The sequence below is a fragment of the uncultured Eubacterium sp. genome, from assembly GCF_934561735.1.
Lineage (GTDB): Bacteria > Bacillota > Clostridia > Oscillospirales > Acutalibacteraceae > Eubacterium_R.
In genome coordinates this window covers 167,440-193,178 of record NZ_CAKTGT010000003.1, presented here as the reverse complement: position 1 = coordinate 193,178, position 25,739 = coordinate 167,440, and the positions used below count along the sequence as shown (strand labels likewise).

24 protein-coding genes are annotated in these 25,739 nt (G+C 39.5%); 16 read left to right on the top strand and 8 right to left on the bottom strand.

What is annotated here, in order from left to right; genetic code table 11:
• Positions 1 to 96: 96 nt before the first annotated feature.
• Both Q0E08_RS04370 and Q0E08_RS04365 read right to left on the bottom strand, forming a co-directional pair.
• Complete coding sequence (locus Q0E08_RS04370) at positions 97 to 684, bottom strand: accessory gene regulator ArgB-like protein (RefSeq protein WP_294777366.1); 588 nt, start codon at positions 682 to 684, stop codon at positions 97 to 99.
• Positions 674 to 829 (bottom strand): cyclic lactone autoinducer peptide, encoded by a 156-nt coding sequence (locus Q0E08_RS04365; protein ID WP_294777364.1) that lies wholly within the window; start codon positions 827 to 829, stop codon positions 674 to 676. The genes Q0E08_RS04370 and Q0E08_RS04365 overlap by 11 nt, the downstream gene beginning before the upstream one ends.
• 203 nt (positions 830 to 1,032) lie before the next feature.
• On the opposite strand from Q0E08_RS04365, the gene Q0E08_RS04360 reads away from it, so the two are divergent.
• From Q0E08_RS04360 to Q0E08_RS04335, 6 genes are all read left to right on the top strand, one after another.
• Positions 1,033 to 1,398, top strand: coding sequence for a helix-turn-helix domain-containing protein (locus tag Q0E08_RS04360; protein WP_294777363.1), 366 nt, complete (start codon positions 1,033 to 1,035; stop codon positions 1,396 to 1,398).
• A gap of 14 nt (positions 1,399 to 1,412) precedes the next feature.
• Positions 1,413 to 2,138 carry a LytTR family DNA-binding domain-containing protein gene (locus Q0E08_RS04355; RefSeq protein ID WP_294777360.1) on the top strand — a complete coding sequence of 242 codons (726 nt, stop codon included), beginning with the start codon at positions 1,413 to 1,415 and terminating at the stop codon, positions 2,136 to 2,138.
• Between the two features lies 1 nt (position 2,139).
• Complete coding sequence (locus Q0E08_RS04350; protein ID WP_294777358.1) at positions 2,140 to 3,429, top strand: ATP-binding protein; 1,290 nt, start codon at positions 2,140 to 2,142, stop codon at positions 3,427 to 3,429.
• A gap of 247 nt (positions 3,430 to 3,676) precedes the next feature.
• A complete protein-coding gene (locus tag Q0E08_RS04345) occupies positions 3,677 to 6,337 on the top strand; it encodes a S8 family serine peptidase (protein ID WP_294777356.1) in 2,661 nt (886 codons plus the stop codon).
• Complete coding sequence (locus Q0E08_RS04340; protein ID WP_294777354.1) at positions 6,337 to 6,765, top strand: hypothetical protein; 429 nt, start codon at positions 6,337 to 6,339, stop codon at positions 6,763 to 6,765. The genes Q0E08_RS04345 and Q0E08_RS04340 overlap by 1 nt, the downstream gene beginning before the upstream one ends.
• Positions 6,766 to 7,273: 508 nt before the next feature.
• Positions 7,274 to 8,326, top strand: coding sequence for an acyltransferase family protein (locus Q0E08_RS04335; RefSeq protein ID WP_294777352.1), 1,053 nt, complete (start codon positions 7,274 to 7,276; stop codon positions 8,324 to 8,326).
• A 78-nt stretch (positions 8,327 to 8,404) separates the two neighbouring features.
• On the opposite strand, the gene Q0E08_RS04330 is transcribed toward Q0E08_RS04335, so the two are convergent.
• Entirely contained in the window at positions 8,405 to 8,860 is a 456-nt protein-coding gene (locus Q0E08_RS04330; RefSeq protein ID WP_294777350.1) for an Hsp20/alpha crystallin family protein, read from the bottom strand.
• Between the two features lie 231 nt (positions 8,861 to 9,091).
• Complete coding sequence (locus Q0E08_RS04325) at positions 9,092 to 9,526, bottom strand: DUF188 domain-containing protein (RefSeq protein ID WP_294777348.1); 435 nt, start codon at positions 9,524 to 9,526, stop codon at positions 9,092 to 9,094.
• 122 nt (positions 9,527 to 9,648) lie between these two features.
• On the opposite strand from Q0E08_RS04325, the gene Q0E08_RS04320 reads away from it, so the two are divergent.
• Positions 9,649 to 10,125: a DNA-deoxyinosine glycosylase gene (locus tag Q0E08_RS04320; RefSeq protein WP_294777346.1), complete on the top strand. Its 477-nt coding sequence runs from the start codon at positions 9,649 to 9,651 to the stop codon at positions 10,123 to 10,125.
• An 18-nt stretch (positions 10,126 to 10,143) separates the two neighbouring features.
• Here Q0E08_RS04320 and Q0E08_RS04315 read toward each other — a convergent pair whose 3' ends face one another.
• Positions 10,144 to 11,619, bottom strand: coding sequence for a sodium-dependent transporter (locus Q0E08_RS04315; protein ID WP_294777344.1), 1,476 nt, complete (start codon positions 11,617 to 11,619; stop codon positions 10,144 to 10,146).
• A gap of 186 nt (positions 11,620 to 11,805) precedes the next feature.
• On the opposite strand from Q0E08_RS04315, the gene Q0E08_RS04310 reads away from it, so the two are divergent.
• The 5 genes from Q0E08_RS04310 to Q0E08_RS04290 all read left to right on the top strand — a co-directional run bounded on the left by Q0E08_RS04310 (position 11,806) and on the right by Q0E08_RS04290 (position 18,389).
• Positions 11,806 to 14,667, top strand: coding sequence for an insulinase family protein (locus Q0E08_RS04310; protein ID WP_294777343.1), 2,862 nt, complete (start codon positions 11,806 to 11,808; stop codon positions 14,665 to 14,667).
• Positions 14,668 to 14,836: 169 nt separating this feature from the next.
• Entirely contained in the window at positions 14,837 to 15,640 is an 804-nt protein-coding gene (locus Q0E08_RS04305) for a transporter substrate-binding domain-containing protein (RefSeq protein WP_294777341.1), read from the top strand.
• 139 nt (positions 15,641 to 15,779) lie between these two features.
• The gene (locus Q0E08_RS04300) at positions 15,780 to 16,454 is read left to right on the top strand and encodes an amino acid ABC transporter permease (protein ID WP_294777339.1); all 675 of its coding nucleotides are present in this window, start codon (positions 15,780 to 15,782) and stop codon (positions 16,452 to 16,454) included.
• Positions 16,438 to 17,184 (top strand): amino acid ABC transporter ATP-binding protein, encoded by a 747-nt coding sequence (locus Q0E08_RS04295; protein ID WP_294777337.1) that lies wholly within the window; start codon positions 16,438 to 16,440, stop codon positions 17,182 to 17,184. The genes Q0E08_RS04300 and Q0E08_RS04295 overlap by 17 nt, the downstream gene beginning before the upstream one ends.
• Positions 17,185 to 17,462: 278 nt before the next feature.
• Positions 17,463 to 18,389 carry a DMT family transporter gene (locus Q0E08_RS04290; RefSeq protein ID WP_294777335.1) on the top strand — a complete coding sequence of 309 codons (927 nt, stop codon included), beginning with the start codon at positions 17,463 to 17,465 and terminating at the stop codon, positions 18,387 to 18,389.
• Between the two features lie 19 nt (positions 18,390 to 18,408).
• On the opposite strand, the gene Q0E08_RS04285 is transcribed toward Q0E08_RS04290, so the two are convergent.
• Positions 18,409 to 19,212: an acyltransferase domain-containing protein gene (locus Q0E08_RS04285; protein ID WP_294777333.1), complete on the bottom strand. Its 804-nt coding sequence runs from the start codon at positions 19,210 to 19,212 to the stop codon at positions 18,409 to 18,411.
• Positions 19,213 to 19,308: 96 nt separating this feature from the next.
• On the opposite strand from Q0E08_RS04285, the gene sigK reads away from it, so the two are divergent.
• On the top strand, positions 19,309 to 19,992 hold the full coding sequence (sigK, locus tag Q0E08_RS04280; RefSeq protein ID WP_294777331.1) for an RNA polymerase sporulation sigma factor SigK: 684 nt from the start codon (positions 19,309 to 19,311) through the stop codon (positions 19,990 to 19,992).
• Between the two features lie 48 nt (positions 19,993 to 20,040).
• On the opposite strand, the gene Q0E08_RS04275 is transcribed toward sigK, so the two are convergent.
• Together Q0E08_RS04275 and Q0E08_RS04270 are read right to left on the bottom strand one after the other, a co-directional pair.
• Positions 20,041 to 20,694, bottom strand: coding sequence for a DUF4430 domain-containing protein (locus Q0E08_RS04275; RefSeq protein WP_294777329.1), 654 nt, complete (start codon positions 20,692 to 20,694; stop codon positions 20,041 to 20,043).
• Positions 20,687 to 21,415, bottom strand: coding sequence for a hypothetical protein (locus tag Q0E08_RS04270; RefSeq protein ID WP_294777327.1), 729 nt, complete (start codon positions 21,413 to 21,415; stop codon positions 20,687 to 20,689). Before Q0E08_RS04270 ends, Q0E08_RS04275 begins: the two co-directional genes overlap by 8 nt.
• 209 nt (positions 21,416 to 21,624) lie before the next feature.
• Between Q0E08_RS04270 and Q0E08_RS04265 the strand changes: the two genes are divergently transcribed.
• Genes Q0E08_RS04265 through topA form a run of 3 tightly spaced genes read left to right on the top strand, consistent with a single transcriptional unit; the run spans position 21,625 to position 25,737 of the window.
• Positions 21,625 to 22,398 (top strand): RNA methyltransferase, encoded by a 774-nt coding sequence (locus tag Q0E08_RS04265; protein ID WP_294777325.1) that lies wholly within the window; start codon positions 21,625 to 21,627, stop codon positions 22,396 to 22,398.
• Positions 22,395 to 23,603 (top strand): DNA-processing protein DprA, encoded by a 1,209-nt coding sequence (dprA, locus tag Q0E08_RS04260; RefSeq protein ID WP_294777323.1) that lies wholly within the window; start codon positions 22,395 to 22,397, stop codon positions 23,601 to 23,603. Before Q0E08_RS04265 ends, dprA begins: the two co-directional genes overlap by 4 nt.
• A 25-nt stretch (positions 23,604 to 23,628) precedes the next feature.
• A complete protein-coding gene (topA, locus tag Q0E08_RS04255) occupies positions 23,629 to 25,737 on the top strand; it encodes a type I DNA topoisomerase (protein ID WP_294777321.1) in 2,109 nt (702 codons plus the stop codon).
• Positions 25,738 to 25,739 lie beyond the last annotated feature (2 nt).

The following is a 25,739-nucleotide window of genomic DNA, read 5'->3' as shown; positions in this document are numbered from 1 at the left end:
TTTTTATACAAAAGTTATATTAAATTGTCTGTTACACACGATGCACACAGTGTTTTCTATGATGTTGCAAAGCTGCTATGTCAAACATCAAAAAGATTATATGTGTGATTGTATGTACTTTTTGATTCTTCCGGAAATAAGCAAAATACCTTCAAGTATCAAACTTACCGAGCAAGGAACAAAAAGAAATTGAATATTAAAATAAAAAGACACCGTAATTAATATTAAAATAACCGTTAAGATTATTCGTGTTATAGGTTTGAAGCGGTCAAACTCTTTTTTGCTGAGCGGCTTTTCGGGTGTGTCAAGCGGTGCCGATGTAATTATAACAACAGCACAGATTAATGCCGCACATAACAAAATTGTGAACAGGTTATAGCTTTTTGATATTTTTATAAGCCATATGCAACCCGCTATGGAAAGAGCAGACAAAATCTCGCATCTTGTTTCGGTTTTGGCGTGATAGCCGCCTGCGTATTTTCTTATGAACATAAAGGCTGTAAAGAAAATGAGGCTTTCGCCAAAACAACCGAAGATTATACCAAAAAAACAAGCGAGAGCTAAATACAAGGTTTGAGTCAATAAAATAAAAAAGGAATAAATGTACAGCTCTCGCTCATTTTCGGTAATGCTTCCGTTAGACAGAAGCTTTTCGGCAAGTCGAAATGAAATTTTATTTATCATTTTCGATCTTGCTGAAGTTTTTGAGTGCTTCAGGTGCCTTCGGCTGGTAATAAATCATGCACGAAGTACTGTTGGCACTGTCTGAAAGTGTCTTTTCAGCAACTTTTTTAAGAATGTTTAAGCAAAAATTTCTTTCGCTTTTCATATTAATCGTCCCCCAACTGATTTTTATATTTTTATTCTATTTCAATCCTTTTTTTAAATCAATAAGTTTGGCTAATTTATCAATATTTTGGTCTTTTTGATAGAATTTGCACATTTTGTTAGATTTTTCTAATTATATTGTTGACTTTTGCGGTAAAATTAAGTTATTCTTATATTATATAGTTCCTGTGTGGGGTGGATTTTGTGAGTAATGTGATTTTTATGAGAGAAGTCGGCGACAGACTTAAAAAAAGAAGAAAAGAACTCGGTTTAACGCAGGCAGAATTGACGGAGCTTTTAAACAAATCCGAATATTCCGATGACATTTTGTCATACAAGCAGGTTTCAAGAGTTGAAAGCGGGCATAATTGCACAAGACTCGACAAGTTTGTGCATTGGTGTTTGTCGCTTGGTAAAACGCCGGATTATTTTTTGCTTGGTATAGACAACGGCATAGAAGAAAAGCAAAATAAAATCGACAAAATATGCGAATATCTAAAAATGTGCGATGAGTGTGATGTTGACAATACATTGGTGTTTGTAAAAGCAATGTATGACAAAAAGCATTGACGGAGGACGGATTTATGAATGTTGCTGTATGTGATGACGAGCGTGATTTCAGGCTTATAACACAAAAACATTTAAAAAACTATTTTGACGAAAAAGGAATATCGGTGAATTTTTTTGAATTTTCCTGCGGCGAAGATTTGATAGACAGCCAAGAACGGTTTGATTTGATATTTATTGATGTCGAAATGGGCAGAGTTAACGGAATAGATGCGGGAAAAGAACTTAAAGCAAAAAATCCGCATTGCATTGTTATTGTTATAACCGCTCACGATGGGTATCTTGATGACGCTTTCAAAATCAACGCGTTCAGATATTTGCAAAAGCCGTTGAATGTTGTAAGACTTTATAAGGCTCTTGATGATGCCGAAGAATTGATGAAAAATGATGTTATCGCTTTTTATGATACAAATTCTTTATCAAATGTAAGGATTTATGCAAACGATGTTATTTGCGTGGAAATTGAAAAGAAGAAAACAAAAATCATAACCGTTGACGGTACATATTATTCAAACGAAAAAATTTCCGCTTGGAGGGACAAACTGAATTCGTCGGTTTTTGTTTGCCCTCATTCGAGCTATATAGTAAATCTTGATTACTCAATAAAACACACAAGGACCATGCTTGTCCTTGCAAAAAAGGACAAAAACGGAAATGTTATTGACAGGTATGAAGTCAGTATAGCACCTAAAAAACAGGCAGAAATTCGAAAAAAATTCTTTTATGTGATGGAAAGGAGATAAAATGGCATCTTCATTATTTTTGGCAACCTCTTATTTTATCGGAGGGCTTATTGTATTTTTTTACTGCAAATCCATATACGAAGTTAAAAAAACCGCCGTATTTTCGTTTTTTGTAACGATTGCTTTGTATGAATCGTTGACGGCACTGAAAATTATTTTTGACAATGAGGTTTTAAATATTACGGCAATACTTGTGTTTAATATATTGATAGCATATTTTCTGTTTAAAAGCTCGGTTAAATCTTCGATATTTCACGGAGCTGTTCTTGTAATACTTCAGCTTGTGGCAGAATTTGTAACATCAAGTACGGTAGCGTTGATTTTGAATGTGTCACCGAAAGAAAGCGTAAAAAATCATTTTGAAATCGGTATGGTTTTAAGCCTTATGATGTATTTTTTGCTCAGCCGATTGCTTACTGCTTTTTCGGTAAAAGAAAACAAGTCACGCTCGTGGGGCAAATGGTTTGGCTTGGCACTCCTTCCCGTCAGCAGTATTGTTATTATAATCGCATTCAGAATAATAATTAACGATATGGTGCTTACATCAGTTGAAAATTCATTTATGATTATTTCAATTTCGTTTCTGCTTCTGGTTAACATATTTGTATATTTTATGTATGAGCAGGCTGAAAAGAATAACCAAAAGCTTATTGAACTTGAGCTTGTTAATCAGAAAAATGACATTGATATGCAATATCTTGACTTGCTTGAAAAGAAAAACGAAACTATGAACATTATGGCTCACGATTACAAAAATAATGTGCTTGCCATTGCCGATATGTCGGATTCGCCGGAGATAAAAAAATATGTTGACGATATGGTGGGAGAAATATCAAAATATAATCGAGTGGCAAAAACCAAAAATCGATTGCTCGATGTCATTATAAATAAGTATATTGATATATGTGACGATAAAAATATTAAATTTGAAATAACAAGCGTGTCGGATAATTTCGGATTTATGAGCGGGTATGATTTGTCATCTTTGTTTAATAATGTTTTGGACAATGCTGTTGAAGCGGCATCGGAATCCGAAAATAAATACATACACGCCGATATCTCAAACAGCATAGGCTCGTATCACAAGCTTTGTGTTGTGAATAGCTGTGAAACCGCACCGAATGTAAAAAACGGTACTTTGCTGACTACAAAGAGCAATAGGGAAATGCACGGCTTCGGTACAAAGAGCATACGAAAAACCGTTAACAAATATGACGGCGAAATGCAATGGGATTATGACGATAATCTCAAAGAGTTCAAACTTACCGTTATATTTCCGCAGGAAGCGTAAAATCAAAAATTTATATAAAAGCATTGCACTGTATATATTTGCAGTGCTTTTTTGTTTGTTTTAACCTTTTTTAATCATATTCGTATAATAAAATAGAGTTATTTTGTTGATTTTGCCTATGAATATAATCTTGAATTTATATGGCAAATATGGTATATTTATATTATAAATGTTAAGGTAATGTTATAATATTATTTAAACTGTGTTAATTTGGGGGAATTATACAGTTGCGAAGGGTGTATGTTTTATGAAAAAAGCATTTGCTGTAATTTTATCTTTAACTCTTTTCATCGGCAGTTTTGCACCGATGAGCAGTATTGTTGCGTCTGCATCCGAAAATGTTGTGCTGTCGCAGGTTACACGCGATTTGGCTGAGATGTATAAAAATGACGGCGATTATAAGGAAGAATTGGCGTCTGAAAAAACAACAAGCGTTACTGTTGAAAACAGAATTATTATTAAATGTGATGAAGAAACAAATACTTACGATTCTGTAAGCAGCACATATGCTTACGGTTATCGGTATATTCAGTATTCTGATGAAAAAGATGCCGCCGAGGCATTTAAAAAGTTTGAACAGGCGGGACTTGAACCTGTGTATGACGGTATTTCAACGGTTGATGATGTTAAGTATGAAGAAGTTGTTAAAACGCCCGAGCTTGACGGTATGTATTCGTCTACGGTTGTCAGAAATGAAAAATACGAGTGGGCATACGGTGCCTGTGATATTGATGAAACGCTTAATTACTATAAGTACAGAACAGGCAGAGAAGTTGTTGTCGGCGTTATAGACAGCGGAATACAGTATAATATTAAGACTCTGAAAAATAGGGTAATAAGGACAAACGCCGATTTTTCGGGTATGGCAACCGATGACGAAATGGACCGCTTCGGTCACGGCACTCAGGTTGCAACTACAGTTGCCATGTGTTCTCCGAGCAATGTAAAAATTGAGGGCTTTAAGGTTACAAATAACAATAACATTATGGATTCAAGCGTTTTGCTTGCACTTTCTTATATTAAAGAAATGAATAAAAAGCCCGATATAATCAATATGTCGTTCAGCGGTACAAGTATGGACAGTCATATTGAGGATGTTATTGATGAACTTACGGATATGGGCATTGTTTTTGTCAGCTCGGCAGGTAATGACGGCAGAGAAGTAAAAACCTATCCTGCAGCATATGAAAATGTTATTGCCGTTGCCGCAACGGATAAAAACAATAATCCGTGTACTTTTTCAAACAGCAGCAATTATGTTGATATTTCCGCGCCGGGTTATTTTACTTCCTACAAGGCAACATATCAAAGCAATGCACCGAGTTATGTTTATTCACAGGGTACTTCTTTTTCCGCCCCGATTGTGTCTGCCGCAGCCGCAATTATTGCTTCGGAACACAGTTCTTTTACGCCAAAGCAGATAAAGAACAGTTTGATTGACGGAGCAATTCCGTTTGCGGAAAAGGATTGTAATAAAAAATACGGTAAAGGCGTTGTTAATTTTTCAAATCTTGTTAATATTTCAAGATGCAAGGATGTTAAGGCAAGCATTCCGTCAGGTGTTTATAACGGCAATGTTACGGCAGAACTTAGCTGTGACAATACCTTGGTTAATATAATTTATACAACAGACGGAACCTTGCCGTCACCTAAAAACGGTAATATTTATTCTTCGCCGATTAATTTGACGCAGAGTACAAGAATTATTGCCGCCGCTTATGAAAAAACCGACTCTGTTTTTCATGGCAGATTCTTCTGTGCCGATTATTATATCGATGAGCTTTCCGAATTTGTTGTTGATGACAACGGTATGGTAAAAGCATATTTGGGTGCTTCAAAAACCGTTACCGTTCCGGAAGAAATCGGCGGAATCAAGCTTGTCGGTATCGATGAAAACTGTTTTAGATATACAGATATAAAAGAAATATCGTTGCCTAATTCGGTTTGTAAAATCGGAGATTTTGCTTTTTATCTTTGTAATGATTTAAAATGCAATTTGCTTTCGGAAGGTATAACGGATGTAGGTTCTTATGCTTTCGCTTATTCGGGTATTAATTCGGCGGTTTTTGAAAACTGTAAAAATGCAGATGAGAGTGCTTTTGAAGGCTCTGATGTAAAAACAGTTAAACTCGGATTGATTAAAGAAATTAAAAACGCAATGTTTAAAAATTGCTCAAGCCTTAAAACATTGTGCTGTCCAAATGTTGCCGACTGCAAAAACAATGCTCAAAATGTGTTTGAAAACTGCGGGTCGCTTAAAACTCTGTTTTTGCCTAAGGCAAGGTCACTGTATCTTGATATTCCGAGCAATGTAAATCTTTTTGTAAGCAACAAATTGTCTTTTGACGCTTCAAACAATACAGGTTTTAAATACACCTTTATTGCACAACTTGAAAAAGGTATAAGTGCACTTAAAGAGTTAATTGAGAAAAAAACCACAAGTATGTCAACAAATATGTATGAGTTCAAAGACACCGGCGGATTTGCAAATTCAAAAGGTGCTCAAATCAGAGTGTCGGATTACGGACTTCGTTTTGGCTTCAGCTGGAAAGAAATTGAAGGATTGGAAGACCTTTCGGATTCTGTTGAATATGGATTTTTGCTTAATTACGGCGATACGGATGTGCTTGATGCAGACAATGCGTATAAAAAAATCAAAGCCGCAAATGTTTCTAAAAATGCCGATGTTACCGATTTTAATCTTGTAATCACAAAAATACCTCAAAATCAAAGGGAACTCACATTGTCGGTGCGTGCGTATGTAAATATCGACGGATGGTACTTTTATTCTCCGATTGTAAAACGCTCGTTTTACGGTGTTGCCGGCGAAGTCGTTGATGATGAGGATGTTGAAGTAACCGTTAGGGAATCTGTGTTTGATATGATCAGAAACGGAGGAACACAATAATGAAAAGGGCAGTAACGCTTGTGTTGGCTTTTATGGTGATTGTAAGCGTATGTGCCGCTTGTTCGTCCGTTAAAACCCAAACAGGGGCAACGGTTGACAATAAGATTGAAAACAAAAACACATCGGTGCTGTTTGAATCTGCTTCGGATGTTGAAAAAACATCGTCAAAAAAAGCAACCGTTACCGCAAAAAGTGGTGCTTCAACCGAAGAAAAGCCTAATAACGGTTCAAACAACGAGGTTGAGTTTTCAAAAGGCTCGGCTCCCGTTTTGAACGAAACGACAAGTGCTTTGCAAAACACAACTTTAAATTCTGATTACAGGGGAACAACGCAGGAGTCAACAGAAAAAACCAATGACGGCGGCGTAAAGGAAACATCTACAAAAATATCAACTGACAAAGACGGTTGGATTAACAAGTGGTATTGATGTGTTGTTATATAAACCTTTTTAATAAGTTTTGGTATGGCGAAATCTAAATTTTGCATCGATTAAGAGCCGTGGGTTTAAAACCCACGGCACAGACTGTCGATAAAGCCCCTGAACCACGCCAAAATTATATTAACACACATTAAGTAGGGTATAGGCTTGCCTATACCGGAATACTATTAATTTAATAATACTATTTAAAGAAAAGTGCCGCAAACATTGAGTTTACGGCACTTTTGGCGTTTTTCGTTTTTTGCTCAGTCGAAAGAAGAAGGATTCCAAAAAATCATTTGATTTTTTGGAAAGAGGAAAAACATATGTAGTATAATTACAAAACTTTGTTTTGTCCTATACGGAATATGTTTTGACGAGGTACATCTTCCTTCGCAAGAAAACGAAATTCAGAAACTTTCTCAACAGCCTATAGCGTGTCGAAAACACTTTTTGCCTTGCTTAAATTTTTGGTATATGGTATAGTATAAACATAACATTATAAAGGGGAATTTTAATGAAAGATTCGCTTGAAACTGCCAAAAAGCAAAGAATCGAATACATAGATGTGCTTAAAGGAATAGGCATTTTGTCCGTGGTTTTGCTCCATACTTATTCCGGATATGAAATCAGCGGCAAGCCTATTGAATATGTGCTCAAATATTTTACATCATTTCATATGGCTTTGTTCTTCTTTTTGTCCGGGCTTCTTTTCAATCCAGTTATATCGGATTACAAAGAAAGAATAGTCAGAAAAATCAAAACATTGTTTTTGCCGTTTCTTTTGTGGGACGGCGTTATTGCAATTGCGGTTGAAGCAATGCGATATGCACTCGGCTCCGAGGGCTTTGCCAATTATGATTTAAAAGGGCAGGTAATTGACTTTTTGCTCGGTAAATCGTCATATACGGGCTCTTGGTTTATATTTACGCTGTTTATGGCTTATATGCTTGAATATCTGATTACATTTGTTTGCCAAAAAACAAAGATAAATTACAAAAGCGTTCCTGTTGCCGTGCTCCATATTTTGTTTGTACCTGTCGGCATTTTGCTTTCTTCCGTTCCTTTGGGTGAGTATTACAGATTAAAGTATGTTTTTATGGCGGCTGTATTCTTTTATATAGGCTATTTGTTCGGTCAAATTCAAAAAGAGAGAAAAGAAAATGTTGTCATCGATATAGCTTTGTTTATTGTGGGTATGGTACTTTGTTTCATTAACTCAAGGGTGTCTTTTGCCGAATATAAGTTTGGAAACATTGCTTTTATGTTTGCGTCGGCTATATGCACTGTTTGCTCGCTTTGCGGCTTGACAAAACTTTTGACGAAAAAAATCAAGTTTAGATTTTTACCGTTTATGGGCAAAAATACGATTATTATCTTTTATACACATTTGATTTTTATGTATATCGTTATTCGTATGCTCGAAAAATTGCTTCATATGCAGATACACACATTCCCGGCAATTTTGGCATTTGTGATTATCATTGCAATAGAGTGGGTTATGATAAAAATTATGCCGCCGTTTTTCAAAAGGTTTTTCGGTATATACGAAAGCAAAAAAAGCAAATAAAAAGCGACCGCCGCAGGCTTTTACACCTGCGACGGTCTTTTGATTGTTTATTTGTAAGAGGAGAAAACAATTGCTTAATTAATCGAGTTCGATATATTTTGTTGTATCAATCTCTTTTTTAGGCTGTTCCTTAGGAATTGTCAATTTAAGGATACCGTGCTTAAATTCGCCCTTGATGTCTGCTTCGTTAATATCGCCTACATAAAAGCTTCTTTCGCAAGCACCCGCATAACGCTCCCTGCGGATATATTTTGCGGTCTTTTTGTCTTTTTCTTCTTCGTCAAGACCCTTTTCAGCCCTGATTGTAAGGTATCCGTCTTTAAGAGAAACCTTGACTTCGTCTTTTGAGAATCCCGGCAAATCCATTTCCATAACATAATCATTGTCGGTTTCCTGAACATCGGTCTTCATGAGGTTTTTACCTCTGTGACCGTACAGCTTTTTTTCAAGCTTATCCGTTGCTCCGTCATCGTAAAACGGAAAATCAAAAAAGTCATCGAACAAATCTTTACCAAATACACTAGGCATCAACATAAGTCATCGCTCCTTTCATAAAAAACACCATATTGAAACCTGTTTTTTATGAACTCGGGATGAGGAAACAAAGCGGAGTTTCTTGAGGCTGTTGCCTCATTTTCTTCTCCTTGACTTCCTTTCCTTTCGTTCTGTCTACAATATATCACAACTTTTTAGCACTGTCAAGGGTAGAGTGCTAATATTAATAAAATGTTCACTATCCAACTAAAAATACATTTTTTGTACACACTAATCAACATTTAGCATAGATTTAAACGATTTGATAAATGCTTCGTCATTTTGTGTCGAACGCTTTTTCGGCCCTTTTAGGTGTGCACCCGACATTCTTGCCTTTTTGGATTCGTATCTTGTTGTCAGCAGAAGCCCGAGATTGCTGTCGGATATTATCATTCCGTTTTGCGTAATCGCTCTGCCGCCTTTTGACAGTACCATTGCCGCCAGTCCGTAATCTTGAGTAATTACTATATCTCCGCTCTTCACTTTGTTTACAAGAGCAAAATCAACGCTTTCTGCACCTTTTGAAACCGTGACAACTTCGGCATAGCCGCTGTTTATTATATGACTTGTGTCGCAAAAAATCACAACCTCAATGTTGTTTTCTTTTGCAATTTGCGTTGCCTGCTTAACCACAGGGCAACCGTCCGCGTCAATTAAAATTTTCATATTTCACCTCGCTTGCATTATGCAATTACTATATCAAATTTGTACTTTTCTGTAAATATGTTGTTTGTTTTTAGTTATTGATGTATAATTTGAATTATAAAACACGGCAAAGCAGGTGAATTATGACCTTACATACAATAGCTCCGGTGTGGGATGAAAATTCAAAAGTGCTGATTTTAGGCTCGTTCCCGTCTGTTAAATCAAGGGAAGAAGGCTTCTTTTACGGGCATAAGCAAAACAGATTTTGGAGGGTGCTGGCAAGTGTTTGCGATTGCCCCGTGCCTCAAAATATCGATGAGAAAAAATCAATGCTCCTTGCCAATGGAATAGCCGTATGGGATGTTATTCATTCCTGCGACATTGTCGGTTCAAGCGACAGCAGTATAAAAAATGTTGTGCCGAATGATATTGCCGATATTGTTCAAAAATCTCATATTGAGCGAATATTTACAAACGGCAAAAAGGCGGATGAGCTTTACAAAAAATACATTGAGCAAACCGTTGGCATTTCAGCCGAATGTCTGCCGTCCACAAGCCCGGCAAACGCTGTTTGGACGCTTGAAAAACTGTGCGTAGAATGGAAAAAAAGACTTCTCTGATTGAGAAGCCTTTTTATTTTATTCCGATTTTTTCTTTCTGCCGGTAAGGAATACTATGCCGAATATCACAACCATAAGGATAACGGCGAATGCCATCCAACCGTATCTTTGTGCAGGTTCGTGATTTGCAAAGAAATCGTAATAGCCTTTGAGGTAAACAAACACAACGATAATCGGCAAAATGTATTGCATGTAAACTCTCGCCCATTTAGGGAATTTAAGTCCCTCGCCTGTGTTGGCTTCTTTAAGGAAGTTTTCAAATCCCCATCCGTTCTTTCTGACGCAGAACATAACAAATACCAAGCTGCCGAGCGGAAGCAGATTGTATGAAACAATGAAGTCCTCAACATCCATAATGCCTGTGCCCTCGCCGAGAAGCTGAACTTTTGACCAAAGGTTGAAACCGAGAATGGCAGGTACGCTGATGGCGGTTACAATCACAAAGTTAACCGCAACGGATTTTGAACGCTTCCAGCCTTTCATATCCATAAATGCGGCAATGAGGTTTTCAAATACTGCAATTATTGTTGAAAGAGCCGCAAATGACATAAAGATGAAGAATAATGTTCCCCAAATTCTGCCGCTTGCCATTTGATTGAATACATTAGGCAGAGTGATGAAAAGAAGCGACGGACCGCTGCCGGGTTCAACACCGAATGCAAAGCATGCCGGAATGATGATAAATCCTGCCATAAGGGCAACAAAAGTATCAAGTACCATAACGCTTACGGCTTCACCGCCGAGGCGTTTTTTCCTGTCAAGATAACTGCCGAATATTTCCATTGCACCGATACCGAGGCTAAGCGTAAAGAATGCGTGCGACATTGCGGCAAATACAGCCGTGCCGAAGCCTGTTTCTTTTACCACCTTAAAGTTTGGCACAAGGTAAAATTTGATGCCTTCGCTTGCGTTAGGGAGCGTTGCCGAGTTGATTGCAAGTGCCACCATAAGAACGATAAGAAGTGACATCATAACTTTTGTGATTTTTTCAACACCGTTTTTAACGCCGAGCGCACAAACCGCAAATGATAAAATAATTGCGACAAATGCCCACAGCCCCATCGTTTGCGGTTGTGACAGCATTGCTGAAAATGCGTTGCCGACTCCGTCAACATCAAGACCCGACAGCTTGCCGGTCATTTCAAGATAAGCGTAGTACAGCATCCAGCCGCCTACCATCGTGTAAAATGACATAAGCATATAACATCCGATAATGCTGATCCACTTTAGGCTGTGCCATTTTGTGCCTTTTGGTTCAAGTTTTTCAAATGCTTTGCCCATACCCATCTGACTTCCGCGGCCTACTGCAAATTCGGCAACTAAAATAGGGAAGCCGAGCAAAATCAAAAACAGCAGATACATAACGATAAATGCCGCTCCGCCGTACATTCCGCAGATGTATGGGAATTTCCATACATTGCCTATTCCGACAGCACATCCTGCGGAAACCAAGATGAAACCGAGTCGGGAGGCAAAATGTTCTCTTTTTTCCATTAATAAACCCTCTCTTGCATTTTATATTTTGTTATGAAATGTAAGTACATTAATTTTAACATAGAAACTTTTTATGTCAAGGATAAAAAGTGCTTATCGTGACGAATAATATTAATAGTAACAAATTTGTGTATTTGATTTTTTTATGGACTATGATATAATCAAAATATACACGGAGGTTTCGGTATGAAAATTAATGATATTATGAACGGATTTAAAATCCTTGAAGTAAAAGATGTTGCCGAGCTTAAAGGCAAAATCGTTGAAATGAAGCACGAAAAATCGGGTGCAAGGCTTTTGTGGCTTGACAGACCCGATAATAACAAGACTTTTTCTATCGCATTCAGAACAGTTCCGAGTGACGATACCGGAATTTTCCACATTTTGGAGCACAGCGTTTTGTGCGGCTCAAAAAAGTTCCCGGTTAAGGAGCCGTTTGTCGAGCTTATCAAAAACAGTATGAATACATTTTTAAACGCTATGACCTTCAGCGACAAAACAATGTATCCTATTTCAAGCAAAAATGACAAGGATTTCTTCAATCTTATGGAAGTCTATCTTGATGCGGTATTTTACCCGTCAATTTATACCAAGCCGGAGATTTTTTATCAAGAGGGTTGGCATTACGAATTTGACGAAAACGGTGATATTTCATATAAGGGTGTTGTTTTCAACGAAATGAAGGGCGTGTATGCCGATGCCGATTCCGTAAAGGAAAATGCACTTTGCCGTGCTTTGTTTCCGGATAATTGCTATGGCAAGGAGTCGGGCGGACATCCGAGTAAAATCCCGTCGCTCACTTATGAGCAGTTTATCAACGGACACAAAAAGTACTATCATCCGTCAAACAGCTATATTATTCTTGACGGTGATTTGGATATTGAAAAAGTGACAGAATTCATTGACAGAGAGTACCTTTGCAATTTTGACGCCATTGAGCCGAGCGAACTTCCTAATGTTCAAGAGCCTGTTGATGCCGGTAAGGTTGAAGTGATGTTTGAGCAGTCAAATGATATGCCGCTTGAAAATCAAAGTTCACTCCAAATGGGTTATGTTATCGGTAAGTTTGACGAAAAAGAAAAAATTTACGCAACCCATATTCTTTCCCGTTATCTTTGCGAAAACAATCAGTCTTATCTTACATCCGCACTTCTTGAAAAAGGCTATGCCGAAGATGCCGTTATTCATGTGATTGACGGAATACTTCAGCCGTATATTGCACTTGATTTGAAAAACATCAATGAAAACAAAGCCGATGAAATATACGATTTTGTAAACCAAAAACTTCGTGAACTTCAGTCAAACGGATTTGACAGGAAACAGCTTGAAGCCGCAATATCAAATCTTGAATTTGAACTTAAAGAAAAGGATTTCGGCTATCCTCGCGGACTTATGTATGCTATGCTTTCGCTTGAAACTTGGCTTTATGACGGTGAGCCGACTATGAATGTACTTGTCGGCGATATATTTGAAAATCTGCGTAAAAAAGCCGAAAACGGATATTTTGAAAATCTTATTTCAGAGCTTTTCTTTGATAATGAGCACCGTTGCGTTCTTCTTGCAAAGCCGTCATATACTGTCGGCGACAGTGACAGAGAAGATGAAAAATCAAGACTTGAAGCTGTTAAGGCATCTTGGGGCGATGCCGATGTTGAATATTACAAAAACGAACAGAAAAAGCTTGACGAATGGCAGTCGAGCGTTGATTCTCCCGAGGATTTGGCAAAAATGCCGATGATAACTCTTGAGGATATTGAGGTTAAACCCGAGCCGCTTCCTACCGTTGTTGACGGCAATTTGCTTAAGCATTCAATTCAAACCGACGGAATTGCATATATAAATATGTACTTTGATATTACGGGTGTCGGTGAGGAGAATTTGCCTAAGTTGTCGCTTCTTTCAAATCTTTTGGGCGAGCTTGACACCGCAAAGCATACTGCGGCAGAACTTAAAACCGAGCTTATGACAAAGTGCGGCAGTATTGCATTTGTTGTTTCACCGTTTTCGGATTACAATTCAACAAAAAGCGGAAGCATAAAATTTGTTGTATCATTAAGTGCACTCAACAGATATGTTGATGACGCACTATCTCTTGTGCAGGAAATTTTGACATCTACAAAATTTGATAATACATCTCAAATTGTTGACATCATCAAGCAATCAAGACAAAACAAGTATCAATCAATTGTTATGTCGGGCTCTGTTTTGGCGGCAAAGAGAAGTGCAACGGCATTTTCCTATGATGCTGTAGTTGACGAACTTACAAACGGCTATTCGTTCTATCAATGGCTTAAGGAACAGGAAAATGAGCCTACCGTTATCGGTGAACTTGAGGAACTTGCAGGCAGAATTTTCGGAAGCAATAATGTTCTTATAGGTGTCGGTGCAGATGATGCAAATGCGTTTGACGGCAGTATCAAAGCATTTTCCGCTTCGCTCGGCACTTCGGATATTTTGCACGAATTGCAGATTAAACCGTGGAAGAAGTCAAATGACGCCGTGCTTATCCCGGGCGATATTTCGTTTTCGGGTATGTCTGTTGATTTTGACGGATTGTATGATGGCACAACATTTTTAATGACGCATATTGTGTCGCTTGATTATTTGTGGAACGAGGTTCGTGTAAAAGGCGGTGCCTACGGTACCGGGCTTAAACCTGTTGCCAACGGCTCACTGTTTGCCTATTCATACCGTGACCCTAACGCAAAAGCATCGGTGGAAACTTATCAAAAAATCGGCGATTATGTTCGTGATTTTGCAAATTCCGACCGAAGTCTTGTAGGCTTCATTATCGGTGCAATGTCAAGTGCTTCGCCTCTTTTGACTCCTCGCCTTATTACCTCCGGTGCGGACGGCAATTATATCAGAGGCATATCGGAAGAAAGCAGACTTGCTCTTCGCCGTCAAATCGTAAACACTCAAAAAAGCGATTTTTTAGTGCTTGCCGATAAACTTCAAAATGTATTTTGCAGTGCTTCTTTCTGCGTTATCGGCTCGAAAAAGCAGGTTGATTTGTTCAAAAATCTTGATAACAAACTTTCATTATAACTGTAAATATTCGTCATAATGTATAAAAAAGCATAAAAATACTGTTTATTTTTCCTATTTTGCTGTCTTGTAAAATTCTGTGAGTATTGACAAGGCAGCAAAAAATTATTATAATAAACCTTAATATATCCTAAACGGATTTAATTAATCATTTGAAAGGAAAATGAAAATGAAAAAGACAATGAAGAGAGTATTGGCTCTTGTTCTTGCAGCACTTACAGTAGTATTTGCATTTGCAGGATGCTCAAACAACTCAAATGATGACAAAAATAATGATGCAAAAACAGATGCTTCCGCAAAGAAGTATGTTATTGCAACCGATACAGTATTCAAACCGTTTGAATACACAGACGCTTCGGGTAATTTTGTAGGTATTGATGTGGATATTCTTGCAGCTATTGCAGAAGATCAGGGCTTTGAGTATGAACTTAAATCACTCGGTTTTGACGCATCAATCGCAGCTTGCAAGTCAGGTCAGGCTGACGCTATGATTGCAGGTGCATCAATCACCGACCAAAGACAAAAAGAAGGTTGGATTTTCTCTGACGCATACTACACAGCAACACAAAGCGTTGCAGTAAAGAAGGGTTCAAGCATTAAATCACTTGACGACCTCAAGGGTGCAACAGTAGCTGTTAAGACAGGTACAAAGGGTGCCGATTATGCAGAAGAACTCAAGGATAAGTACAGCCTTAAACTTACATATTTTGAGGACAGCCCAACAATGTATCAATCTGTTACAGGCGGTCAGTGTGTTGCTTGCTTCGAGGATACTCCTATTATGGCTGCTTCTATTAAAGACGGTAATCTTGATATGGAAATCGTAGAAGGCTCCGAAAATGAAGGTGCCGGTTACGGTATGGCTACTTTCTCAGCTGATAAGCAGGAACTTCTTGACAAGTTCAACGCAGGTCTTGCAAACATCAAGGCTAACGGAAAGTATGACGAGATTATCGCAAAGTATCTTGGCTAATATCGGCAAAAATTAAAGTAATTCTGTTTAGGAAAGTTTGCCACCTGCCCGTATTTTTCCGCGGGCAACGGTGGCTTTCTTGCTGAATGATGTCGACATATTTTTACATCATTCTACTATGAGAGGAGTTTTTCACCCAATGCAACAAATTATTGAAACATACGGACAATTGCTTCTTGCGGCTATGGGCAAAACGCTTACCCTGGCATTGTGCGGATTGTTCTTTGCTTGCTTAATCGGTTTGCTTTTCGGCATATTGTCTGTGCTTAAAAACAAGGTTTGCAACGCAATTTACAGAGTATTCGTTGATGTTATTCGTGGCGTTCCGATGATTGTACTTGCGTATTTTGTTTATTTCGGCGTTCCGTATATCATCAACAAATCATCAAGCGCATCGTTTACACTTTCTGCTTTGCAGGCGGGTACTGTCTGCCTTTCGCTTAACTGCGGCGCATATATGGCAGAAATTATTCGTGCCGGTATTCAATCGGTTGATATCGGTCAGATGGAAGCATCCCGTTCACTCGGTATGAGCTATTCACAGGCTATGCGTAAGGTTGTTCTTCCGCAGGCTATCAGAACAATGATTCCGTCAATTATCAATCAGTTCATCATCACACTTAAGGATACATCAATCCTTTCTGTTATCGGTTTTCCGGAACTTGTTAACACCTCAAAAAATGTTGTTGCCAATACAGGCAGCGTATTTGAGGTTTGGGGTGTTGTAGCCGTTATGTATTTGATTATTATTACTTTGCTTTCGTATGCAGCAAAAATGCTTGAGAGGAGATTGAACCGTGGCCGTAAATTATAATAATGTAAAAATTCATGCTTCACATCTCCAAAAGAATTTTGGAAAGCTCGAAGTTTTAAAGGATATTACAACCGATATTTATGAGGGCGAAGTTGTTGTTGTTCTCGGTCCGTCGGGTTGCGGCAAGTCAACATTTCTCCGCTGTATCAACCGCCTTGAAGATATTACAGCAGGCGATATGGTTGTTGACGGCAATCATATGGATGACAAAAAAATCAACATCAACAAGGCAAGAGAAAATGTAGGAATGGTATTCCAGCATTTCAATCTTTTCAATAACCTTAATGTTATAGACAATCTTACTCTTGCACCTATTCAGGTTAAGAAGATGAAAAAGGACGAGGCAAAGCAACTTGCCATGAAAATGCTCGGCAAAGTAGGTCTTGAAGACAAGGCGGAGGCGTATCCGTCTATGCTTTCGGGCGGTCAAAAACAACGTGTTGCCATTGCAAGAGCGCTTTGTATGAATCCTGATATTATGCTTTTTGATGAGCCGACTTCTGCACTCGACCCTGAAATGGTAGGCGAAGTTCTCAATGTTATGCGTGAACTTGCCGAGGAGGGTATGACAATGGTTATCGTTACCCACGAAATCGGCTTTGCCCGTGAGGTTGCCAACAGAGTTTTGTTTATCTATGACGGCAAAATTCTTGAAGAAGGCACACCTCAAGAAGTTATTTATAACCCTCAAACAGAGCGAGCAAAGGAATTCTTCAATAAGGTATTATAAATTAGATTTTTTTGTCAGGCTGTTGAGAAAGTTTCTGAATTTCGTTTTCTTGCGAAGGAAGATGTATATAAATACCTCGACTGAGCAAAAAACGAAAAACGCCAAAAATGCTGTAAGTTCGATACTTACAGCATTTTTAAAACCCCACCGTCAACACTTCGTGTTGCCACCTCCCCTTGCTTCAAGTGGAGGCAATTTGGTTGAATATTTTGGCGTGTTTCAGGTGCTTTATCGACAGTCTGAGCCGAGGTTTTCCCTCGGTTTTTTTGGAGTATATTATGAAATCAAAAAAGATTATTTCATCCTTTTTGCTGATATTGATTTCTGTTGCGTGGGGCGGCTCATTTGTTGCACAAAGCAAGGGCGGAGATCTTGTCGGACCGTTTACATTCGGCTTTTTTCGCTTTCTCGTTGCAGGAGTTGCCATTTTGCCGATAATCGCTTTTCTCGATTCAAGGGATAAAAAGAGAGACAAGCCAAAACCGGATTACAGTACAAAGGAACTTATCCGTGACGGCTTTGTGTGCGGCTTTTTCCTTGCGGGCACATCTGCGTTTCAACAACTCGGACTGTTTGCGGGCACACCGTCGGGCAAGGCGGGATTTTTGACCTCGTGCAATGTGATTTTTGTGCCGATTATCTGCTTGTTTTTTAAGGATAAAATCAAATGGAATGTGTGGCTGTCAATCGTTGTGACTGTTTGCGGACTTTATTTGCTGTGCGTAAATGACGGCTTCAGCGTGCAGATGTCCGATGTGCTTGTGCTCATTTGCTCGGTTATGAATGCGGCGAGAATCATTGCCGTTGACCGCTTCAAACACAAAACGGATATTATCAAACTTGCGTGTGTGCAGTTCTTTTCGGCATCGCTGTTTTTGACTGTGCCGATGGCTATATCCGAAATGAGGGATTTTTCGCAGTGGTGTGCAAGCGTAAATCAATCTGCGTTGTGGATGTCGTTGCTTTATGCAGGCGTGATTGCCGGAACATTTGCCTTTACGGTGCAAAATGTTGCTCAAAAATATGTTGACCCAACGGTTTCGTCATTGCTTATGAGCACCGAATCGGTGTTTGCGGTGCTTGCAGGTTGGCTCATTGTGGGCGACAAATTAACCGTTAAAGAACTTCTTGGTTGTGCAATTATTTTTGTTGCGCTTATTATAGCTCAATTACCGAATAAAAAAAGAACGGAAAGTACAACCTGAGGGGCACTTTCCGTTTTTCTTATACCTTGTTTAGCGGAATGTAGCCGAAACTTTCGCCCAGTTTTCCGCCGTTAATCATATATTCCTTTGCACCTTTTTGAAGAGATGTTGCGTCTGCGTACCGCTTTTTGTTGAACTGTTTTTTGCCGAAAATTCGTTCTATTGCATAACTGTCCGTATGGTCTGTAAAAGCAATTTCAAACAGCGTTTGGAATTGCAAAATGTTGCTTGACGGCTTCATAAATCGGCAATTATCTTTGTATAAAAGCCAGCTTTTGCACACGAAGTAATCAAATCTGTACACGGGGAGATGCTTTGCAAAAAACTCCTTTGCCATTTTCAGCGACTCGATACATTCCGATTTTATAAGAGGAGCACCCTGCGGAATGTGAATAAATACGGTCTGTTCACCCTTTTTGAACGGCAGTTTTGAATAGTCAAAAGTGATATAATTGCAGTCAAAAAGCTGATACTGAAGTCTGCCGATTTTGAACAATTCTGCTTTAAGGTGATTTTTTATCCAAGGGTAATTTTTCAGCCCCTTGTTATCGTTGTTTCTGCACCAAATTCCGATGTCGGACATAGTGTTTTTCAGTATGCTCTCGTCTATTCCGAGCCATTTGTAGTCCTCTTCGGTATATTTGATGTATGCAATGCAAACGGCGAGCCTCATCATATCACTGCGTCTTGCAAGGCACGAAAAGCCGTGTTTTTTGCACTTCTCTGCAAGTGAATTTATCTTTTTTTCGTGACTGCTTATGTATTCAATCAATCGTTTTTCAAGGTCAGAGTCAAGACCTGCAAATTTAATATATCTTTCCATAAATTGAGTGTATCATTAAAAGTATAGGCTTGTCAACGGTATTAATCATTTCTTTTCGTCATAGTATGTATTGTGATTTGATAAGGAGAGGATTTTATGTTTTCTGCACTGCTCACCGCAATCGGTTCAAGCCTGTTGTTTTTGCTGTTACATATCCAAAACGGATCGGGCTTTCCAAAGCCGCTCACCGCAAAGGAGGAGCGGGAACAGCTTGAAAAAATGGCAAACGGCGACCTTAACGCACGGGCGGTTTTGATTGAACGCAATCTCCGCCTTGTAAGCCATATTTGCAAAAAGTATTATTCAAAAACAAACGACAATGACGATTTGATTTCTATCGGAACAATCGGATTGATTAAAGCGGTGGATTCGTTTGATTATTCAAAGGGTACACGGCTTTCAACCTATGCTTCACGCTGTGTTGAAAACGAAATTCTTATGTACTTTCGTTCTCTTAAAAAGCAGAGCGGCGAGGTGTTTATGGGCGATGCAATCGATACCGACAAGGACGGCAATCCGCTTACCATTGAGGATGTCATCAGTGATGACAGGGATATTGTGGAGGAAATCGAAACAAAACGCCGTTGGCTTGAAGTGAAAAATATTATTGAAAATATGGAAGATGAGCGAGAAAAAGAGATTATAATTCTTCGTTACGGACTGAATAACGCAAAGCCGCTGACTCAAAGAGAGGTTGCACAGAGGCTTAACATTTCACGCTCGTATGTGTCGAGAATAGAAAAGAAAATTCTTCAGGATTTAAAGAAAAAAGTTAACTGAAAAAATAACCGCAACATAAGGAATTCCCCATGTTGCGGTTTGGTTTGTTTATTGATATTCGCACACATATTCAAAAATTATATTGTCTTTGTCTTTGACGGTTAAATTTCCGCAGGATGTGTTTGGAAATTGACCGTTAACGCTGTACATCCAGCCGCTTTGGTCACCGCAATCAAACTCGTCAAGATTATTTATGCCCGAAACATAGGTTCCGTATAAAGTGCTCTTTGCCGTGAGCTTGATGTCGCTTTTCTTGCATGCGTCTTTCAGTGCGTCATATGCCGTGTAGCCTTTTTTTGCTTTGTAGGTGTAGTCTTTGATTATATAGCCGTCATCGGGTACAAATTCTTCGTGACCTTCCTTTAAATCATTCATATGGCTTAAAATTGATTTGCATTCAACCGTAACGGTGCAGGTTACCGTGTCGGTTTTCTTTTTTTTCCTGACCTTTGTTACAGTAACCTTTTTCTTTTTTGTTGTAGCTTCTGTTGTAGCTTTTGTTGTGGTTTGTGTTTTTGTTGTTGAAGGCTTTGCCGTTGTTTCTTTTGTTGTGGTTTCGGCAACTGTTGTTGAGGTTGTCGCCTGCGTTGTGGTTGTTGCGGTTACGGCTGTGCTTTGCTCTTTTTGTGTGTTGTTTGAACATGCACTGAAGCAAAAGCACATTGCCGCCGACAGCAACAATGCGCATATTTTTTTATTCAAAATCGGATAACTCCTTTTTCATAGCGTTGTATGAACAATCCACGGCTTCGTCAGAGATGTTGCAACCAAGTTCGTAAATCGGAACTTTTTTGAAAATAACATTAAGGTTATCCATAAGTTTGTTCATTCTTGTTTCACCCAAACGGCGAACTGTTTGGCTGAAGATATTGAATATTGCCTTGTTTGTGTTTGCAGGTTTAATCCAATTATCCTCGCTTCTTTCAAGGAAGCAGATTCCGGCAAGCGGAACGACGGCAGGTGTTGAGTAATCGTACTTGCCGCTCCAAGGCGTGCCGCAGGCATATACCGTGTCACCGATAAGTCTGATTGCCGGTTTGTCATCGTTGAGCATATATGCTCTGTCGCCGAATTTTTTGAGCCAAAGCTGGGTGTGTGTTGATTTGCCTGTGCCGCTGTCGGCGGAAAAGGCGTAAGCCACACCGTCTACAACTATGCAGGATGAGTGCAATAGTATTCCGTCAAAATCAATAAGTGCGTTGTAAAAATCCGAGCCCGTAAGCATATATTCCCAGTCGCCCTGCGAAAGTTCCGGGTGGTCGGCTATTGCCTCCTCCACTCTTTTGTCGTCAACAAAGATGTCGATGTCGGCTTTTAAATCGCTTGATTGATTGTCTGCAAGGTACGGCACAGCCTGTTTTTCGGTTCTGCCGCCTACATTGTTTATCTTTACTCTTAATCCTGCAATGTCATAATATGGCATAAAATCTAATCCTTTGCATAAGTTTCTACTGTTATTGTCTATTATAAAGCAAAAGTTAGCAGTAGTCAACATAATATAAAATTTTTAAATAAAGTATTGAAATTTTTCTTAATATAATGTATATTATATAAAAATAATAAATATCATTGGTGATTTTATTTAAACGAAACGCTACAAGCAAATTTTTTTGGCACGCTACGGAGATGTGTATGGAAAAAATCACGAGTAAAAATAATAGTATAGTTAAGGACACAAAAAAGCTTTTTACCTCTTCAAAGGCAAGATATGAAAATCATCTTTTTGCACTTGAAGGAGCAAGGCTATGTTTTGATGTCCTTAATTCCGTTTATGAGCCCGACACATTGTTTTTTACCGAGGATATATATGCAAAGTATCAAGATGAAATTGATGCTTTGAGCATTAAAGCCAAACGAACATTTTTGATTGACGGACCGGTGTCCGAAAAACTGTCGGAAACAAAATCACCGCAGGGTGTTTTTCTCACCGTTAAGATGAAAGACCGCAATGAAATGTTTGCTTGCGGTAAAATTGTTGCTCTTGATAATGTGCAGGACCCGGCAAATGTCGGTGCGATTATTCGTTCGGCAGAGGCACTCGGAATTGACGGCGTTGTAACTTATAATTGTTGCGATGTGTTTAATTCAAAGGCTGTAAGGGCTTCGATGGGTTCAATACTTCGTATGAACATTGTTGACAGCGATAATTTGGAGCAAACGCTCATTCAAATGAAAACTCAGGGCTTTAAGGTGTATTCAACCGTTCCGAGTTCTTCGGCGGTTAAGATTACCGAGGCTGACTTTACGGGTAATGCGGTATCGGTTATCGGCAACGAGGCCAACGGTGTTGAAGAAAACATCAAGGCTGTCAGCGACGATTTGATTACAATACCTATGCTCGGCAGGGCGGAAAGCCTCAACGCAGGCGTTGCCGCGGCAATAACCATGTGGGAGATGCTCAGATGAAAAACGCAAGGTATCTCATATGGTTTCAAATTACCGTAGGCACGGGCAAACCTGTTAAGCCTATACTTGATTATTTCGGTTCAGCCGAAAATTTATACAACAGCAATTATCTTCAACGCAAGGTTTGTCCTAACATCACAGACAAAATGCTTGATATTATGGAGAAAACTCCGATTGAAAAAGCTGATGAAATAATTGAAATTTGTAAAAAACACAAATGGGATATAATAACTTTTGATGATGAAAGTTATCCCAAAAAGCTCAAAGAGATTTATGACCCGCCTGCGGTTTTGTATGTTGACGGCAAAATGCCGGATATAGATAATATGCTCAGCATAAGCGTTGTGGGTACACGCAAGCCGTCAAATTATGCCAAAAGCGTTGCAAGGGTGATATCAAAAGGTCTTGCAAGGTGCAATGCCGTTATTGTAAGCGGCGGCGCACTCGGTATAGATACTTCGGCACATATCGGTGCTATGGAATGCGGCGGCATAACGGTTGCCGTTATGGGTTGCGGGCTCGGTTCAAATTACCTTGCTTCAAACGAGGATTTAAGACGAAGAGTTACCGAAAAAGGTGCGGTCATTTCCGAATTTCCGCCGTTCACTCCGGCAAGCAGATTTACTTTTCCGATGCGAAATCGAATTATCAGCGGTCTTGCAGACGGCGTGTTTGTTGCCGAGGCAGGTACAAAAAGCGGTTCGCTCATTACGGCAAACTTTGCCGTGTCGCAAAACAGGGATATGTTTGCAACCGCCGCTTCGATTTTTGACCAAAGGTTTAACGGCACAAACAAACTTATATCCGACGGTGCCGTGCCCGTTGTGGGAGTCGAATCCATCGTTTCGAACTACACCGAAAAGTACAAAACTCTTGATATGTCAAAACTTGCGAGTATTGACGAACTCTTGAGAGATGAATACAAAAAGCGTGATTTGACACCCGAACAGGATGAAGAAATCACATTTGAAAATATTGAAAAACATCGCATAAACCGTACTCAAATAGATGAGAAGTCACGACAGCTTGTCGGTGACGAAAAGGCGGTGTTTGACGCTATGGACGATGATTTTAAGGATGTTGAAAGCATTGCAAATGTTGCACGGCTTGATATAAATTCCGTTCTTGTCGCCCTGACAATGCTTGAACTTGACGGACTTTGCGAATCCGGCATGGGCAAGCGATACAGAAGAAAACAATCTTGAATTTAACCGAAAGGACAAAATATATATGTCAAAGTTAGTAATCGTGGAGTCACCTGCCAAGGCTAAAAATATTAAAGGCTATCTTGGTAAGGGATATGAAGTTATTGCGTCAATGGGTCATGTTCGTGACCTGCCTGCCGCAAGACTCAGTGTTGATATTGAACACAATTTTGAGCCTAAGTACGCCGTTATCAAGGGCAAAGAAGCACTTGTTGACGAGCTTAAAACAAAGGCACACAAAGCCGATTGTGTTTATCTCGCAACCGACCCCGACCGTGAGGGAGAAGCAATTTCGTGGCACCTTGCAAATTTGCTCGGCTTGGAACTTGATGACAAGAACAGAGTTACATTTAACGAGATTACAAAAACCGGCGTAAAAAACGGTATGGAACATCCTCGTCAAATTGATATAGACCTTGTAAACGCTCAGCAGGCAAGAAGAATTCTTGACCGTCTTATCGGCTACAAGCTTTCTCCGTTTGTAAGCCAAAAAATCAGAAGAGGTCTTTCCGCAGGTCGTGTGCAGAGCGTTGCACTTCGCCTTGTTGTTGACAGAGAAAACGAAATTCGTGCATTTAAGCCGGAAGAGTATTGGACAATCGATGCAAAGTTTACAAATCCACCGGACAGAAAAAGTTTTGCCGCAACCATGGTTCAGGACAAGGACGGCAATAAGGTAGGCACGGATAAAAACAAAATTCCGTCAAAAGAAGAATCGGACAAAATGCTTGCCGATTTGGAAAATGCCGAATATGTTGTAACCGGAGTTAAAAAGGGTACGAGAAAGAAAAATCCTGCTCCGCCGTTTATCACATCAACCTTGCAGCAGGAAGCATCACGCAGATTGTCATTCCAGGCAAGAAGAACCATGAAAGCCGCACAGGAACTTTATGAAGGCGTTGATGTTAAGAACCTCGGCACAGTCGGTCTTATCACATATATGAGAACCGACTCCCTTCGTATTTCTGACGAGGCTCGCAGTGCCGGTAATGATTTTATCAAGCAAACCTATGGTGAAAAGTATCTTCCGTCAACTCCGAGATTTTACAAAACAAGAGGTAATGCACAGGACGGACACGAAGCTATTCGTCCGTCAATGCCGGGAGTAACTCCGGAATCGGTTAAAGAATCGCTCACTTCCGACCAGTATAAAATTTACAAGCTTGTATGGGAACGCTTTATTGCATCTCTTATGGCCTCTTGCCAGCAAGAAACCATGAAGGTTGAAATCAAGGCTAACGGATATGTTTTCACGGCAAGCGGATACACAGTTAAGTTTGACGGCTTCACCGCTTTGTATGAAGAAAAGACAGACGATTCACAAAAGAAAGACAGCGAATCTCCGCTCCCTCCTGTTGCAGAGGGCGATGTGCTCAAACTTAAGAGTATTCTCGGCAATCAGCACTTTACACAGCCGCCTGCAAGATATACCGAAGCTTCTCTTACAAAGGCACTTGAAGAAAACGGCGTTGGTCGTCCGTCAACATATGTAACTATTACTTCAACCATTCTTTCAAAGGAATATGTTGTTCGTGAGGGCAAACAGTTTGTACCTACCGAACTCGGCGAGGCAGTTACAAATCTTCTTAAAGAGAGAATACCAAATATTGTAAATGTTAAGTACACCTCAAAGATGGAAGATGACCTCGATAAAATCGACTCGGGCGAAAAAGATTACATTGATATGATTCGCCTTTACTATGATGATTTTATTGAGCCGCTCGAAAAAGCAAAGAAAGATATGCAGGGCGTTAAGATTAAACTTAAGGAAGAAGAAACCGATGTCGTATGTGAAAAGTGCGGCAGAAAAATGGTTGTTAAAGTCGGCAGATTCGGCAAATTCCTTGCTTGTCCGGGATTCCCCGAGTGTAAAAACGCAAAGCCACTCATTACAAAGACAAAGGCAAAATGTCCACTTTGCGGCGGTGATGTTATTGAAAAGAAAACAAAGAGAGGCACACCGTTTTACGGTTGCTCAAATTATCCTGAATGTAACTTTATGACCTGGGACGCACCTACCGATGAGGTTTGTCCAAAGTGTAATAAGTCGCTGTTCAGAAGAAAGGGCAATGTGCTTTATTGCCCTGATACAGAGGGATGCGGATTTACAAAACCGGCCCCTAAGAAAAAGTGATT